Origin of the sequence: Devosia lucknowensis, from assembly GCF_900177655.1 — a bacterium.
Lineage (GTDB): Bacteria > Pseudomonadota > Alphaproteobacteria > Rhizobiales > Devosiaceae > Devosia > Devosia lucknowensis.
Genome location: NZ_FXWK01000001.1, coordinates 2,112,383 through 2,128,793 on the forward strand (window position 1 = coordinate 2,112,383; position 16,411 = coordinate 2,128,793).

Annotated in this window: 14 protein-coding genes; 3 read left to right on the forward strand and 11 right to left on the reverse strand. The window is 63.4% G+C overall.

Annotated elements, in window-relative coordinates; translation table 11 throughout:
* Positions 1 to 13: 13 nt before the first annotated feature.
* The 11 genes from CCK88_RS10430 to CCK88_RS10480 form a co-directional block, all read right to left on the reverse strand.
* Positions 14 to 514 carry a hypothetical protein gene (locus tag CCK88_RS10430; RefSeq protein ID WP_086470365.1) on the reverse strand — a complete coding sequence of 167 codons (501 nt, stop codon included), beginning with the start codon at positions 512 to 514 and terminating at the stop codon, positions 14 to 16.
* A gap of 67 nt (positions 515 to 581) precedes the next feature.
* The gene (locus CCK88_RS10435; RefSeq protein WP_086470366.1) at positions 582 to 1,067 is read right to left on the reverse strand and encodes a hypothetical protein; all 486 of its coding nucleotides are present in this window, start codon (positions 1,065 to 1,067) and stop codon (positions 582 to 584) included.
* Positions 1,068 to 1,197: 130 nt separating this feature from the next.
* Complete coding sequence (gene odhB, locus CCK88_RS10440; RefSeq protein WP_086470367.1) at positions 1,198 to 2,481, reverse strand: 2-oxoglutarate dehydrogenase complex dihydrolipoyllysine-residue succinyltransferase; 1,284 nt, start codon at positions 2,479 to 2,481, stop codon at positions 1,198 to 1,200.
* A 24-nt stretch (positions 2,482 to 2,505) separates the two neighbouring features.
* Positions 2,506 to 5,508, reverse strand: coding sequence for a 2-oxoglutarate dehydrogenase E1 component (locus CCK88_RS10445; RefSeq protein WP_086470368.1), 3,003 nt, complete (start codon positions 5,506 to 5,508; stop codon positions 2,506 to 2,508).
* Between the two features lie 391 nt (positions 5,509 to 5,899).
* Complete coding sequence (gene sucD, locus CCK88_RS10450; protein WP_086470369.1) at positions 5,900 to 6,802, reverse strand: succinate--CoA ligase subunit alpha; 903 nt, start codon at positions 6,800 to 6,802, stop codon at positions 5,900 to 5,902.
* Between the two features lie 60 nt (positions 6,803 to 6,862).
* Positions 6,863 to 7,393, reverse strand: a complete 531-nt coding sequence (locus CCK88_RS10455; protein WP_086470370.1) for a hypothetical protein — start codon at positions 7,391 to 7,393, stop codon at positions 6,863 to 6,865.
* Positions 7,394 to 7,397: 4 nt separating this feature from the next.
* On the reverse strand, positions 7,398 to 8,591 hold the full coding sequence (sucC, locus tag CCK88_RS10460; RefSeq protein WP_086470371.1) for an ADP-forming succinate--CoA ligase subunit beta: 1,194 nt from the start codon (positions 8,589 to 8,591) through the stop codon (positions 7,398 to 7,400).
* Positions 8,592 to 8,681: 90 nt separating this feature from the next.
* On the reverse strand, positions 8,682 to 9,644 hold the full coding sequence (gene mdh, locus CCK88_RS10465) for a malate dehydrogenase (RefSeq protein WP_086470372.1): 963 nt from the start codon (positions 9,642 to 9,644) through the stop codon (positions 8,682 to 8,684).
* A 374-nt stretch (positions 9,645 to 10,018) separates the two neighbouring features.
* On the reverse strand, positions 10,019 to 11,158 hold the full coding sequence (gene zapE / locus CCK88_RS10470; RefSeq protein WP_086470373.1) for a cell division protein ZapE: 1,140 nt from the start codon (positions 11,156 to 11,158) through the stop codon (positions 10,019 to 10,021).
* A 189-nt stretch (positions 11,159 to 11,347) separates the two neighbouring features.
* A complete protein-coding gene (locus CCK88_RS10475) occupies positions 11,348 to 11,977 on the reverse strand; it encodes an AprI/Inh family metalloprotease inhibitor (protein ID WP_086470374.1) in 630 nt (209 codons plus the stop codon).
* Positions 11,978 to 12,109: 132 nt separating this feature from the next.
* Complete coding sequence (locus CCK88_RS10480; protein WP_140048960.1) at positions 12,110 to 12,343, reverse strand: hypothetical protein; 234 nt, start codon at positions 12,341 to 12,343, stop codon at positions 12,110 to 12,112.
* A 218-nt stretch (positions 12,344 to 12,561) separates the two neighbouring features.
* Here CCK88_RS10480 and CCK88_RS10485 point away from each other — a divergent pair, with 218 nt between their 5' ends.
* Genes CCK88_RS10485 through CCK88_RS10495 form a run of 3 tightly spaced genes read left to right on the forward strand, consistent with a single transcriptional unit; the run spans position 12,562 to position 16,411 of the window.
* The gene (locus CCK88_RS10485) at positions 12,562 to 13,656 is read left to right on the forward strand and encodes a microcin C ABC transporter permease YejB (RefSeq protein ID WP_086470376.1); all 1,095 of its coding nucleotides are present in this window, start codon (positions 12,562 to 12,564) and stop codon (positions 13,654 to 13,656) included.
* Complete coding sequence (locus tag CCK88_RS10490) at positions 13,653 to 14,780, forward strand: ABC transporter permease (RefSeq protein ID WP_086470377.1); 1,128 nt, start codon at positions 13,653 to 13,655, stop codon at positions 14,778 to 14,780. The genes CCK88_RS10485 and CCK88_RS10490 overlap by 4 nt, the downstream gene beginning before the upstream one ends.
* Positions 14,777 to 16,411 carry an ABC transporter ATP-binding protein gene (locus CCK88_RS10495; RefSeq protein ID WP_086470378.1) on the forward strand — a complete coding sequence of 545 codons (1,635 nt, stop codon included), beginning with the start codon at positions 14,777 to 14,779 and terminating at the stop codon, positions 16,409 to 16,411. The genes CCK88_RS10490 and CCK88_RS10495 overlap by 4 nt, the downstream gene beginning before the upstream one ends.

Consider the following 16,411-nt stretch of genomic DNA (forward strand, 5'->3'; position numbering starts at 1 on the left):
TGTGGCCGAAACGCTATTCGCAGCCGACCAGTTCAAAAGCATCGCCGGGGGAGAGGTCGTCCGCGTCCCACTCGTCCTGGCGGTAGCTGGAATACCAGAGGCTCGCGGCCAGTTCGGGCAGGATGACCTGGTCCGGCGCGACCGAGCCGCGCTCGATGCCGAGGAACGTGACCTTGCCATCGTAGATGCCATAGATGGACGGCATGCTGGTTTCGTTGAGGAAGGTACAGGTTTCGGCATCGGCCTCGGCACTGCAGGGCCCGGAGATCGACCAGAGGGGCGCACCAAAGCCATTGGGAACGCTGACGCCGCCTTCGAGCCTCACGCCGGAATTGGGCAATTCGATATAGAAGGCCGCCGTCTGGTTGGCGGCCGCGAATTGCGGCACCTGGGTGAAGGTGAGCCACCAAGGCGCATCGGGCTGCTTGTAGCGGGCGTTGTAGAGCGTACAGTCAGCCGCGATTGCCGGCGTTGAAACCGCAAGTGCAAGAACAATAACGACGTGTCGCCGCACAATAACCGCCCCCCTCAAGACTGGAGCAACCTAGCGCCGACCATCCGGTTTTGACCAGAGCCAAAACTCAGGACGCCGAAATATCCTGCGCGCGCTTGAGGATATCGGGAAGCTGCTTGTCGATGTCGAGGCTGCCGCCCACGACCTGTTCGAGGAAGGTCCGGCAGAAGACGTTCTTGTCGGGCGCCTGGTTATAGGCGGTCATGATCTGGCTGCCGCCATAGGTTTCGGCCGCCTGAAGCTGACCTTCCGTACCGCCGCCAAGACGCGCTATGACGCGGTCGGCGAGGTCCAGGTAACTGATATTCCTCAGGTACCAGTTGGCCGCAGCATCCTTGTAGACGGTGTCGAGACCGGTGGTTTCGTAGCAATGGGTGGTCATGACTTCGACGATGGCCTTGGAGCCGTGAAAAGCCATCAGCTCGCCGACAAGGGCGGGGTCAGACGCCTGATCCTGGGCCTGGACAGGCAGGGTCATCAACAGGGCAGCGGCGAAAAACTGGTGTCGTCGCAACTCGAAATCTCCGATCAGCGCTGTGCCGAAATCGCGCATATTCCATGCATAAACAGGCAATTTGCTAACAGACTGTTAGCACTCGATGGGACCAGGCACACCTTTCGGTGAGCCACGAAAAAGGGCCCGCTGGAGCGAGCCCTTTTCTAGTCCTGAACTGTGGCGAGACCTAGAGGTCGAGCACCAGGCGCTCCGGCGCCTCGAGGCTTTCCTTGACGCGCACGAGGAAGGTCACGGCTTCCTTGCCGTCGACGATCCGGTGATCGTAGCTGAGGGCGAGATACATCATCGGTCGGATGACGATCTGGCCGCCGACAACAACCGGACGCTCCTGGATCTTGTGCATGCCGAGGATGCCCGACTGCGGGGCATTGAGGATCGGGGTCGACATCAGCGAGCCATAGACACCACCATTGGAGATGGTGAAGGTGCCGCCCTGCATGTCGGCCATCGACAGCTGGCCATCGCGGGCCTTCTTGCCGAGATTGCCGATTTCCTTCTCGATCTCGGCGATCGACATCTGGTCGGCATTGCGCACGACCGGAACCACGAGGCCCTTGTCGGTGCCGACCGCGACGCCGAGATGGGCATATTTCTTGTAGATCAGGTCATCGCCATCGATCTCGGCGTTGACGGCCGGGATTTCCTTGAGCGCATGAACCACGGCCTTGGCGAAGAAGCCCATGAAGCCCAGCTTGACGCCATGCTTCTTCTCGAAGAGCTCCTTGTAGGAATTGCGCAGGTCCATGACCGGCTTCATGTCCACCTCGTTGAAGGTGGTGAGCATGGCGGCGGTGTTCTGCGCGTCCTTGAGGCGGCGCGCGATGGTCTGGCGGAGGCGGGTCATCTTGACCCGCTCTTCGTTGGCGGCGTCGTCGGCGGCAACCGGAGCGCGCGGCGCGGCCGGTGCCTTGGCGGCAACAGGCGCCGGAGCGGCAGCAGGCGCAGCCACTGGAGCTGCAGCCGGAGCGGCCGGACGAGCCAGGGAGGACAGCACGTCTTCCTTGAGCACCTGACCGGACTTGCCCGAACCGGCGATGGCGCCGGCATCGAGACCGTTCTCGTTGATGAGCTTCTGTGCCGACGGCGCCGGGGCGCGATCGGTGGTCGAGGTCGCCTTGATCACTTCCGGACCCGCAGCATTTGCAGCCGGGACTTCGGATTTGGCGGGAGCCGGGGGGGCAGCAGCCGGAGTGGATGCCGCGGCGCCAGCACCAGCTGCGGCGATGATGCCGAGAAGGGCGTTCACATCAACCGTATCGCCCGGATTGGCAGCGATGGCTTCAAGCACACCGGCGGCCGGCGCCGGGACTTCGATCGTCACCTTGTCGGTTTCGAGCTCGACAATGGGCTCATCGGCGGAGACGGCGTCGCCCACCTGCTTGAACCACTGACCGATGGTGGCTTCGGTGACGCTTTCACCCAGGGTCGGGACGCGGATTTCTGTCGACATTGAAAATTGTCCTTCTTGTTCGGGTTACTGCGCAAACGCGTCGTCGAGGAACGCCTGGAGCTGTTCCAGGTGCACGCTCATGCGGCCGGTCGCCGGCGAGGCAGCAGCGGCTCGACCGACATAGCGGACGCGCTGATTGCCACGGCCCATCTGGTCGAGCACCCACTCAACATAGGGCTGGATGAACGCCCACGCACCCATGTTGCGCGGCTCTTCCTGACACCAGACCACTTCGGCATTGGGGAAGCGGTTGAGTTCATCGAGGAGCGCCTTGGCCGGGAACGGATAAAGCTGCTCGACGCGCAGGAGATAGACATCGTCGATGCCCTTCTTCTCGCGATCTTCCAGCAAGTCGTAATAGACCTTGCCCGTGCACAGCACGACGCGGCGGATCTTCTCGTCCGAGGCGAGCTTGACCGTGGTCTTGGGCAGGCCCGGCGCCTCGGCATCGTCCCAGAGGAGACGGTGGAAGACGCTGTCCGGCCCCAGTTCCACCAGACCCGAAACCGCACGCTTGTGGCGCAGGAGGCTCTTTGGCGTCATCAGGATCAGCGGCTTGCGGAAATCGCGCTTCAGCTGACGGCGCAGGATGTGGAAGTAGTTGGCCGGGGTCGTGCAGTTGGCGACCTGCATGTTGTCTTCGGCGCAAAGCTGGAGGAAGCGCTCGGGACGCGCGGAGGAGTGCTCCGGGCCCTGCCCTTCATAGCCATGCGGCAGCAGCATCACGAGGCCCGACATGCGGAACCACTTGCGCTCGCCCGAAGAAATGAACTGGTCGATGACGACCTGTGCACCGTTCACGAAATCGCCGAACTGGGCTTCCCACAGGGTCAGCGCCTTGGGCTCTGCCAGCGAGTAGCCGTATTCGAAGCCGAGCACCGCTTCTTCCGAAAGCATCGAGTTGATGACTTCGTAGCGCGACTGGTCGGGCGTGAGGTTGTTGAGCGGGGTGAAGGTCTTGTTCTCGACCTGCTGGTCATTGAGCACCGAATGGCGCTGGCTGAACGTACCGCGTTCGCAATCCTGGCCGGAAAGGCGAACCGGGTGCCCTTCGGTGACGAGCGTACCGAAGGCCAGAGCCTCGGCGGTCGCCCAATCGATCCCCTCGCCGCTCTCGATGGCGTTGAGGCGATTGTCCATGAAGCGCTTCACCGTCTTGTGGACGTTGAAGTCGGGCGGCACCTTGGTGAGCTGCGTGCCGATGGCAACCAGGCGATCGACGTCGACGCCGGTTTCGCCACGGCGCGGACCTTCGTCATGGGCAGGCTTGAAGCTCTTCCACTGGCCATCGAGCCAGTCGGCCTTGTTCGGGCGGTAGTCCTGACCCGACTCGAATTCGCCTTCGAGCCTGGCCTTCCAGTCGGCCTTGAGCTTGTCGACATCGGCCTGGGTGACATGACCCTCGCCGATCAGCTTTTCAGCATAGAGCTCGAGCGTCGTCTTGTGACTCCGGATCTTGGAGTACATGAGCGGCTGGGTGAAGCTGGGCTCATCGCCTTCGTTATGGCCGAAGCGACGATAGCAGAACATGTCGATGACGACAGGCTTGCCGAACTTCTGGCGGAACTCGACCGCAACCTTGGCCGCGAACACCACGGCTTCCGGATCGTCGCCGTTCACGTGCAGCACCGGCGCCTCGATCATCTTGGCGACGTCGGTCGGGTATGGCGAGGAGCGCGAGAACATCGGGCTCGTGGTGAAACCGATCTGGTTGTTGATCACGAAGTGGATCGAACCGCCGGTCCGGTGGCCCTTGAGGCCGGACAGGCCCAGGCATTCGGCAATGACGCCCTGGCCGGCAAAAGCCGCATCACCATGGATGAGAAGCGGCAAGACCATGGACCGGTCCGGCTTGCCCTCGACGGCCATGTTGACGAGCTTGTGGTCGGGCGAAATGTGCTGGTCCTGCTTGGCGCGCGACTTGCCGAGCACGACGGGATCGACGATCTCGAGGTGGCTGGGGTTTGCCGTCAGCGACAGGTGCACCTTGTTGCCGTCGAAATCGCGGTCGGACGAGGCACCGAGGTGGTACTTCACGTCGCCCGAACCTTCGACGTCGTCAGGGTAGAAGGCGCCGCCCTTGAATTCGTGGAACAGGGCGCGATGCGGCTTCTGCATGACCTGGGTCAGGACGTTGAGACGGCCGCGGTGAGCCATGCCCAGCACGATGTCCTTGATGCCCAGGGCACCGCCGCGCTTGATGATCTGCTCGAGCGCCGGAATGGTGGCTTCGCCGCCATCAAGACCGAAGCGCTTGGTGCCGGTATACTTGACGTCGAGGAACTTCTCGAAGCCTTCGGCCTCGACGAGCTTGCCCAGGATTGCCTTCTTGCCTTCGGCGGTGAAGGTGATTTCCTTGTCCGGACCCTCGATGCGCTCCTGGATCCACTGCTTGGCGTCGGGATCGGAGATGTGCATGAACTCGATGCCCAGCGTACCGCAATAGGTGCGCTTGAGGATCGCCAGCATTTCCGGGATCGTGGCGTATTCCAGACCCAGGACGTTATCGATGAAGATCTTGCGGCTGAAGTCGGCTTCGGTGAAGCCGTAGCTCGTCGGATCGAGCTCGGGTGCCGGTTCGTCGGACTTGAGGCGCAAAGGATCCAGATCGGCATGCAGGTGACCACGCATGCGGTAGGCGCGGATCATCATGATGGCACGGATCGAGTCGCGCGTGGCCTGCAGCACATCGGCTGCGGCGGGCGCCGGCTTGCCTTCGGCGACGGCCTTCTTGCCCGCGGCCTTTTCGACCTTCAGCGCCACCTGGCCCCAATCGCCGTCGATTGCGTTGACGAGGTCACCGCCTTCGGCCTTGGGCCAGTCCTTGCGGCCCCAGCTCGGGCCATCAGCGCTCTTCTGGGCATCGGCCTGGCTATCGTCGAGCCGGGAGAAGAAGCTCGACCAGGTCGGATCGACGCTGGAAGGATCAGTCTTGAACTGGGAGTAGAGTTGCTCGATGTAGTCGGCGTTCCCACCATAGAGGAACGAGGTCAGCAAGAACGTGTCGTTCTTTTCCTGTCGTGTCATCGCTTTGTGTCGCAGGACCTCTCGCCCTGCCATCCTTCTCAACGAACCGGCCAAGCCGGTTTCATGCGGTCCCTAAATTTGCGCGGATACTGACCGCTTATCCTTAGTATCCTGTTAAGTGATGCGTTCCCTGAGCAGGAACGCGGCTCAATTCCAGTTCAACCGGCACTGCACCGTACCGATTCCAGCCAGCGCGGTCCCGGTTAACACCGAACCGTGACCGAAGCGCGACCGACATTGGTCGCAGATGGGAATTTCATGGGTGGGTAGACCCCCACCTGGCCTCCCCCTGGAAGGGGGAGGAATCTGTCCGTGGCCCACCAAAATCGAGCCAAACCCGATAAGTCCCTCCCCCTTCCAGGGGGAGGTTAGGTGGGGGTCGCGACCGTCTTTAGCCGCGCAGAACTTCAACCAGCGTCGTCCCCAGACGCGCCGGCGAGGGCGAAACGCGGATGCCCGCGGCTTCCATCGCTGCGATCTTGGACTCGGCATCACCCTTGCCGCCGGAAACCACGGCGCCGGCATGGCCCATGGTGCGACCCTTGGGCGCGGTGCGGCCAGCGATGAAGCCGGCCATCGGCTTCTTGCGGCCCTTCCTGGCTTCGTCGATCAGGAACTGCGCTGCATCTTCTTCTGCCGAGCCGCCGATTTCACCGATCATGATGATGGATTCGGTGGCGTCGTCGGCCAGGAACATCTCGAGCACGTCAATGAACTCCGTACCCTTGACCGGATCGCCGCCGATACCGACAGCGGTGGTCTGGCCCAGGCCCTCGTTCGAGGTCTGGAACACGGCTTCATAGGTAAGCGTGCCGGAGCGCGAAACAATACCGACCGAACCCTTGCGGAAGATCGAGCCCGGCATGATGCCGATCTTGCACTCTTCCGGTGTCAGGATGCCCGGGCAGTTCGGGCCGAGCAGGCGCGAGTTGGAGCGATCAAGGCGCGCCTTGACGCGCACCATGTCCATCACCGGGATACCTTCGGTGATGCAGGTGATGAACGGGATTTCCGCATCGATGGCTTCGATGATGGCATCGGCAGCGCCGGCCGGCGGCACATAGATGACCGAGGCGTCAGCGCCAGTGCGTTCCTTGGCTTCGGCAACGGTTGCAAAGATCGGCAGGGTTTCGCCCTTGGCGCCGGTCCAGGTCTCGCCACCCTTCTTGGGGTGGATGCCGGCGACCATCTGGGTGCCGTAATAGGCCAATGCCTGTTCGGTGTGGAAAGTGCCGGTCTTGCCGGTCAGGCCCTGAACGATGACCTTGGTGTCTTTGTTGACGAGAATGGACATGTGTTTCTCTTCCGTCTGGGGCCTTGGCCCGCAATCATTCCCCGCGTGGCTGCGGGAGGTTTACTGTTCGCTCGGAGCGGCTTTCGGCGCGATCTTGGTGAGCTGGAGGACAAAGCCGGTTTCGTCCCAATGCGTCATCAGCAGGGTCTGGCCCTCGCCCGTGCCTTCGAGGCTGGCATAGGTGCCCTGCCCCTCGGTGGTCACGTCGCCCTCATAGCGATCAAGACCCGCAATGGCTTCGATGGCCGCGGCACCCTTGCCCTTGGGCTCGGTGACGTCGATGCGGCAATAGCCGAATTCGGTCCCCGGATAGCCTTCCTGCAGCACGTAGAGGTCGGCCCAGCCGATGCCCGGCATTTCCCGCGCCGCGCCATACTGGACCACGAACGGGCTTTCCGAGACTTCGTCATAGGCGTCCCAGCCGGCCTCGATCGCCTTGTCGAGCGCACCGCTGTCCCGGCTCGCAAAAGCCTCGCACACTTCAAGCGCCGCCACGGCCTCGTCGGCCGGGGCGGTCTTGGTCTTGCCCTGGGCAAAGGCCGGCGTCACCGCCAGCACCAGGCCCAGAATGAGAGCGAGGCCCGCGCGCACCGGACTAGCCTTCGATCGCCTTGACGATCTTCTTGGCGGCGTCGTCGAGATCGTCGGCCGCCGTGATCGCGAGACCCGACTCGTTGAGGATCTTCTTGCCCAGATCGACATTGGTGCCTTCGAGGCGCACGACCAGCGGCACCTTGAGACCCACTTCCTTGACGGCTGCGACAACGCCTTCGGCGATGACGTCGCACTTCATGATGCCGCCAAAGATGTTGACGAGGATGCCCTCGACCTTCGGGTCGGCCGTGATGATCTTGAAGGCTGCCGCAACCTTCTCCTTGCCGGCGCCGCCGCCGACGTCGCAGAAGTTCGCCGGCTCCTTGCCGTAGAGCTTGATGATGTCCATGGTCGCCATGGCAAGGCCGGCGCCATTGACCATGCAGCCGATATTGCCGTCGAGCGCGACATAGGCGAGGTCCCACTTGGAGGCCTCGATTTCCTTGCTGTCTTCTTCGGTCTCGTCGCGCAGCGCCTTGATATTGTCGTGGCGGAACAACGCATTGCCATCGAACGACACTTTCGCGTCAAGCACGCGCAGATGGCCGTTTTCCATGACGATCAGCGGGTTGACCTCGAGCAGCGCCATGTCGGTGTCGCTGAAGGCCTTGTAGAGGATCGGGAAGAGGCTCTTGGCGTCTTCGGCGGCAGCCCCGTCGAGCTTGAGCGCTTTAACGATGCGCGCGATGTCGGCATCGGTCACACCGGCTTCGGGATTGATCGCGATGGTCTCGATCTTTTCCGGGGTGTCATGGGCGACGGCTTCGATGTCCATGCCGCCTTCGGTGGAAACGACAAAGGCCACCTGGCCGACGGAGCGATCGACCAGCAGCGAGCAGTAGAGTTCGCGGGCGATATCGGCGCCGTCTTCGATGTAGAGGCGGTTGACCTGCTTGCCGGCGTCGCCAGTCTGGGCGGTCACGAGGGTATTGCCCAGCATTTCGCGGGCATGGGAAACGACTTCCTCGATCGAACGCGCGAGGCGCACGCCGCCCTTGGCATCGGCACCGAGTTCCTTGAACTTGCCCTTGCCGCGACCGCCGGCATGGATCTGCGACTTGACCACATAGAGCGGGCCCGGCAGCGACTTGGCGGCGGCTTCGGCTTCGTCGACCGAGAAGATGGCGACGCCGGCAGCGACGGGCGCACCAAATTCCTTCAGCAGCGCCTTGGCCTGATGTTCATGGATGTTCATTCAATTCCCCTTGGATGGGCAGACAGAAATCCGGCATTTCTGGAGCCGGAAAGCCAAAAGCCGCTGGGCGGGGCCAGCGGCTTGGATGGATTACGCCAGCTTGGGCGCGATTTTCTTACACGCCTCGATGAGGCCTTCGACGGCACCCACGGACTTGTCGAACGCCTTTTGCTCGGCGGAGTTGAGCGCGATCTCGACGACCTTCTCGGCACCACCGGCGCCGATCACCACGGGCACGCCGACATAGGTGCCCTTGACGCCGTATTCGCCGTTGAGGAAGGCGGCGGCCGGCATGACGCGCTTCTTGTCCTTGAGATAGCTCTCGGCCATGGCGATGGCGGAAGCGGCGGGCGCGTAGAAGGCGGAACCAGTCTTGAGCAGGCCGACGATCTCGGCGCCGCCATCACGGGTGCGCTGCACGATTTCCTCGAGCTTTTCCTTGCTCATCCAGCCCATCTTGACCACGTCGGTCAGCGGAATGCCGGCAACGGTGGAATAGCGGGTCAGCGGCACCATGGTGTCGCCATGACCGCCGAGCACGAAGGCGGTGACGTCTTCGGTCGAGACCTTGAGCTCTTCGGCGATGAAGTGGATGAAGCGCGACGAGTCCAGCACGCCGGCCATGCCGATCACCTTGTTGGCGGGCAGGCCGGAGAACTTCTGCAGCGCCCAGACCATGGCATCGAGCGGGTTGGTGATGCAGATGACGAACGCGTCCTTGGCATATTTGGAAATGCCGGCACCCACCTGCTCCATGACCTTGAGGTTGATCTCGAGCAGATCATCGCGGCTCATGCCCGGCTTGCGCGGCACGCCGGCGGTGACGATGACGACGTCGGCGCCTTCGATGTCCTTGTACTCGGACGTACCCTTGAGCGTGGCAGCCATGCCCTGCGCCGGGGCCGACTGGGCAATATCGAGCGCCTTGCCCGGGCCGACGCCGTCGACCACGTCGAACAGCACGACATCACCGAGTTCCTTCTGCGCAGACAGCAGGGCCAGCGTGCCCCCGATCTGTCCAGCACCGATAAGGGCGATCTTCTTGCGGGCCATAAGTCTTCATCCCCAGACTGCGTTGAATTGGCGCACGTCTTAACCCTAGGAGCCTTACCGGGCAAGTGAACCCTTCGTCGTAAAGGGTGAATAGCTCATGCCGATGGGCGATGGGGCGATGCCGGATGGGCAAAGGTGAATTCGACCATCTCAGATGACGCCACATTCTCGGCACCCCCTTCTCCCCTTGCGGGAGAAGGTGCCCGAAGGGCGGATTAGGGGTTTTGCGATCCCAAAAAACACGCCGAGTGCGCGGAGAGAACCCCTCACCCGGTTTTTCGCTGAACGCGAAAAACCACCCTCTCCCGCAAGGGGCGAGGGGTGGTCCGGAGGATAGGACAAAGACGTTTCCGCGCGCCATTCGCGCGTAGCGCTCATGGCCTTCTCGCCTCGAAGTCGCGAAGACCCTTGGCCAGATATTCCTCGGACTGCATCTCGGTCAGCCGCGACAGGGTGCGCTGGAATTCGAAGGCGGTCTTGTCGTCGGCGCCGAGCTGTTCGAGCGGCACGGCAAAGCTTGCCGCGAGCTTGACGCCGCGATCGTAGAGCGAGTCGATGAGCAGGATGAAGCGCTTGGCGGCATCAGACCGGGTCCGGTCCATCTGCGGAACGTCGTCAAGGACAAGGGAATCGAACTGATGGGCGATGCGGACGAAGTCGCGGGTGCCCAGCGGCTTTTCGCAGAGGTCGGCAAAGCCGAACCGCGCGGCGCCCATGGCGACCAGCGGAACGGGAATCTCGCGCCCGATGCTTTCGACCACGCCCGGCACACCGGGCTCGCCACCGGTGATCCTGAGCCACATGCCGTCCATGGCGGCCTTCACCTCAGGACCGGTGCCGAAAGCATAGACACTCTGGCCGGCAAACTTGAGACGCCGATAGTCCTGCTGGCTCGGCAGGTCGGCGACGACGGTCTTTTCCTTGAGAAGCGCGATAAAGGGCAGGAACAGCTGGCGGTTGAGCCCATCCTTGTAGAGCCCGTCGGGGACCACGTTGGACGTCGCGACCAAGGTCACGCCGCCGGCAAAGAGCTTCGAGAACAACCGGTCGAGCAGCATCGCATTGGCGATGTCGTGCACGTGGAATTCGTCAAGGCAAAGCAGGCGCAGTCCTGACTTGAGAATCGGCCTGGTCACCGCCTCCACCGGATCGGCATCGTCGTTCTTGCCGCGCGGCGATTTGCGGAAGGCGGCAATGCCGGCATGCACCTCGTCCATGAATTCATGGAAATGCACGCGCCGCTTTTCGCGGAACGGCACCGCCGCGAAGAACAGGTCCATCAGCATGGTCTTTCCGCGCCCCACTTCGCCATGGAGGTAAAGACCGCGCACCGCCTGGGGTGACGTCTCGAAGATGCCGAAGCGTTTCCGGGGCCTCGTGGCAACGAGATCCGCGAGCACGCGGTCCAGCTCGCGTGCGGCATCGACCTGCGCCGGATCGGGTGTCAGTGAACCGCGGGCAACGAGCTCGTCATAGGCGGCGCGGACGGGAGAAAGGGAACGATCAGAAGACATCAAAACACCGTGCCGCCCTCGGGCTCGACCCGAGGGCCAGTCGCCCCATCCCATGCGTTGAGAGTAGCCCTCGGGTCAAGCCCGAGGGCTGGGCGGTGGGCGATTCAGGGCTCTGGAGTTTTGGTCAGGAACTGTGCCCGGATGGGTGTCCGGAAGCAAAAAGCCGGCCCATCGGACCGGCTTTCGGGATTAGCGGGCCATCGAGACGGCCTGGCCGCCGCTCATGGTGCCGATGTAACGGCCACCCGAGGGCGCGAGGAACGCGGCGATGTTGCCGTTATCATCGTAAAGCTGCAGCTGGCTGCCGACCTGCTGCCAGCCGGTAACGGCAGCGATCTGGCCCACGGTGCAGCCCGGAGCCGACGCGCGATAGTAATTGGTGCCGGTCTTGGAGGTGAGCGGCAGGTTTAGGCGGCAGGTGGCGCCACCGGCAACCACGTTCCACGCGCCTTCCGGACCGCTCGAGACGCCGGTGGTCATCGGCGCGGACGCCGTGCCCGGTGTGCCCAGGGTCTGGATGGAGCTGTTGGTGCCCATGCCCACGCCCGGCGTCGCAGCGGCGACGGTTGTCGTCGTGGTGGTCTGCCCGCCAAGGACCGGCTGGCCGGAAAGACCGGGGGCCGGCGTGCCAGTGGCGCCGATGGCCGGCAGCGTCGTCTGCTGCACGGTGGAATTCTGCACCGGCTGCAATTGGCCTGGCTGGCCCACGACATTGAGGTTGGCGGTATTGGTCCGGCTGGTCGGGGAACAGGCCGCCGCCACGAGGGCGAGGGCCACAAGGCCGGCTACGGATGAAGCGCCGCGCTTCCAATCCTGCATTGATCACTCCTGCCGCTAGGGCTTAATGCACATTAACACTTGTGGCGGCTTATACCCAAAGCTGCCACCCGGTTCAATTGCCCGTCCCGCAACATTCCCGGTCTCACAGCAATGTGGCCGATTTAGGCTCGATCAGCGGGCCGAACCTTCCATGTCCTTAAGCAGATCGGTGGCCAGCAAGGTTGCATCGGCCGCCTCGTCCTCGGGCACTTCCACGATAAACCCATCGGCGCCGAAAAAGTTCGGCACGCCGGGCAGGCCGCCCTCGCGCGTGTCGAGCGGGTGAAAGCCGTGTGCCCGCAGCGCCACGATGAGAACCTGCGCGGCGGACCGGCTTTTGACCTGGACGATGGGCGTCAATTTCATGCTCTGCTCCTCATGTGAGGTCATGGTGCGCATTCGGCGACGATCGCGCAAGCGCGCCGCACCCCGCATCATGTCGCAATTTCGTGTCCATACGTACCCCCGCTCGACGGCTTGCCAAGCGTTCATCGAAGTGTTGCATTGGGTTCAATCCCGCCCGCGGTTGATTTGGCACATCGCGCCAAGCTGCGGAAAGGACGAAGCATTTCGCCGGAGCAGCGATGGGCGCCTACATTCTCCGCCGTCTCTTGCTGATGATCCCGACCGTGTTCGGCATCATGGCCGTCAGCTTTCTGATCACCCAGTTTGCGCCGGGCGGACCGGTGGAACAGGCGCTGGCCAATCTCTCGGGCCAGAATGCAAGCCTGGCGGAGCGCATTACCGGCAGCGAGGCTGGCGACTTCTCGGCCCAGCCCGGACAGGGCAACCAGACGGGATACCGCGGCAGCCAGGGCCTGCCACCCGAACTCGTGGAACGCATCGAAAAGCAGTTCGGCTTCGACAAGCCGCCGCTCGAGCGCTTCTTCACCATGATCGGCAATTACCTCCGGTTCGACTTCGGCGAGAGCTATTACCGCGACATTTCGGTGATCGATCTCGTGCTCGAAAAGATGCCGGTTTCCATCTCGCTCGGCCTGTGGATGACGCTGATCGCCTATGCGGTATCGATCCCGCTGGGCATCGCCAAGGCCATCAGGGACGGCTCCCGCTTCGACGTCTGGACATCGACTGTCGTCATCATTGGCTATGCCGTGCCGGGCTTTCTGATCGCCATTGCGCTGGTGGTGCTGTTTGCGGGCGGCTCGTTCTGGTCGATCTTCCCGCTGCGCGGCCTCACGTCGCCCGGTTGGGCGACATTCCCGTGGTGGCGGCAGATCCTGGACTATTTCTGGCACCTCGTCTTGCCCATCATCGCCATGGGCCTGGGCGCCTTCGCCACCTCGACGCTCCTGACCAAGAATTCGTTTCTCGACGAAATCGGCAAGCAATATGTGGTGACGGCCCGCGCCAAGGGCCTGACCGAGCGTCAGGTGCTCTACGGCCACGTGTTCCGCAATGCCATGATGCTCATCATCGCTGGCTTTCCCGGGGCCTTCATCGGCGTGTTCTTCGGCGGATCGCTGCTGATCGAAACCATCTTCTCCCTCGACGGCCTCGGCCTGCTCGGCTTCCAGTCGGTCGCCAACCGCGATTATCCCGTGGTGTTCGCCACGCTCTACATCTTCTCGCTGCTGGGCCTCATCATCGGACTGATCTCCGACCTCGCCTATATGTGGGTCGATCCGCGGCTCGACTTCGAAGGGCGCGACGTATGACGTCCCCTGCCCTCGCCTCCGACCGTCCCGGCATCCTGTCGCCGCTGAACCGCCGGCGGCTTGCCAACTTCCGCGCCAACCGTCGCGGCTGGTGGAGCTTCTGGATTTTCCTCGTCATCTTCACGGTGACGCTGGGCGCCGAATTCATCGCCAACGACCGGCCGATCCTGGTATCCTACAAGGGCGAGCTGATGGTGCCTGCCCTTGTCGACTATCCAGAATCCAGGTTCGGCGGCTTCCTCGCCACCACCAACTTCCGCGATCCCTTCATCGCGCAGGAGATCGCGGCCAATGGCTGGACGCTGTGGCCGCCGGTCCGCTTCAACTTCGCCACCGTGGACAGTTATGTCGCCTTTTCCGGCGCCAACCCGCCCAGCTGGTTGCTGAGCCGCGAACAGATCTGCCAGCGCTACCCGCTAGGGACCGAAGATCCCGACTGCGTGCCGGGAAATTACCACTACCTCGGGACCGACGATCGCGGCCGCGACGTGCTGGCCCGGCTGATCTATGGTTTCCGCATCTCCGTGCTGTTCGGGCTGGTGCTGACCGTCGCCTCGTCGGTCATCGGCGTGCTGGCCGGGGCCGTGCAGGGCTATTTCGGCGGCTGGATCGACCTCATTGCCCAGCGGCTCATCGAAATATGGACCTCGGTGCCCTCGCTCTACCTGCTGCTGATCGTGTCGTCGGTGATCGCACCCAGTTTCTGGGTGCTGCTGGGCATATTGCTGCTGTTTTCCTGGGTGACGCTGGTGGGCATCGTCAGGGCTGAGTTCCTGCGGGCGCGCAACTTCGAATATGTCAACGCCGCCCGGGCGCTGGGCGTCTCCAACCGTGTCATCATGTGGCGGCACCTGCTGCCCAATGCGATGGTGGCGACGCTGACCTTCATGCCCTTCATCCTGTCGGGTTCGGTGGCAACCCTGACCTCGCTCGACTTCCTCGGCTTCGGCCTGCCGCCCGGCTCGCCCTCGCTCGGCGAACTCCTCGCCCAGGGCAAGAACAACCTCCAGGCCCCCTGGCTTGGCCTCACCGGATTTTTCACCATCGCCATCATGATGACCCTGCTGGTGTTCATCGGCGAAGCCGTCCGCGACGCCTTCGATCCGCGAAAGACGTTCCGATGACTGCCCCGCTGCTCTCCATCCAAGACCTGAGCGTCGCGTTCGGCGCGTCAACGGTGGTCCGCAATGTCAGCTTCGACATCGCGCCGGGCGAGACGCTGGCGCTGGTGGGCGAGAGCGGGTCGGGCAAGTCGGTGACGGCGCTGTCGGTCCTCAAACTGTTGCCGCCGACCGCGACCTTGAGCGGATCGATCCGTTTCGATGGCGCCGAACTGGTGGGGGCGCCCGAGGCAACGCTGCGCCAGGTGCGCGGCAACCGCGTCGGCATGATCTTTCAGGAGCCGATGAGCTCGCTCAACCCGGTTCACACCATCGGCAAGCAGATCGGCGAGGTGCTGGCGGTGCATCAGGGCCTGCGGCGCAACGCGGCCCGCTCTCGCACGCTCGAGCTGCTCGACGCAGTGGGCATTCCCGATCCGGCCTCGCGGCTCGACGATTATCCGCACCAGCTTTCGGGCGGGCAGCGGCAGCGCGTGATGATCGCCATGGCGCTGGCGAACGATCCGAAACTGCTGATCGCCGACGAACCGACCACTGCACTCGATGTCACCGTACAGGCTCAGATTCTCGAGCTGCTTAAGTCGCTGCAGCGCCAGAACGGCATGGCCATGCTGTTCATCACCCACGATTTGTCCATCGTGCGGCGCATCGCCGACAGGGTCTGTGTGATGACCGGGGGCGAGATCGTCGAAAAGGGTGCGGTGGAGACGATCTTCTCGGCGCCCCGGCATGACTATACCCGCCATCTTCTGGCCGCAGCGCCGCGCGGCACGCCACTGGTGCCCAAGAAGGATGCCCCCGCCATCGTCGCCGCCGACGACCTCAAGGTGTGGTTTCCGATCCGCCGCGGCTTTTTCCGTCGTACGGTCGGACATATCCGGGCGGTGGACGGCGTCGACCTGACGGTGCGCAAGGGCGAGACGCTGGGCGTCGTGGGAGAAAGCGGCTCGGGAAAATCCTCGCTCGGCTATGCGCTGCTGCGCCTGATCCCGTCGCAAGGACGGATCGTGGTGCTGGGCAACGAGGTGCAGTCGCGTTCCTGGCGTGCCCTGCGGCCTCTGCGGCGGCACATGCAGATCGTGTTCCAGGACCCATTCGGATCGCTCAGTCCGCGCCTGTCAGTCGGCGAAATCGTCGAGGAAGGGCTCGGCGTGCATTTTCCGCGCCTATCCCGGCCGGAGCGGGCGGAGAAGGTGGCGGCCGCGCTGCGCGAGGTGGGGCTCGACCCGGCCACGGCGTCCCGCTACCCGCATGAATTTTCCGGCGGGCAGCGCCAGCGCATTGCCATTGCCCGGGCGCTGGTGCTCGAACCTGATTTCCTGGTGCTCGACGAGCCGACCTCGGCTCTCGACGTTTCCATACAGGCGCAGGTGATCGACCTCCTGCGCGCCGTGCAGGAACGGCGGCAGCTGAGCTACATGTTCATCAGCCACGACTTGCGGGTGATCAGGGCGCTGGCGCACCGGCTGATCGTGATGCGGCACGGCAAGGTGGTGGAACAGGGCCTTGCGGCCGATATCTTCGCCGCGCCGCAGGAAGACTATACGCGCCAGCTGTTGGCGGCGGCGCTCGACCTCGTCCCTCCCGATGCAGTGAATACGGACCGATTGCCCAATGCACCGGGAACCGTCTAA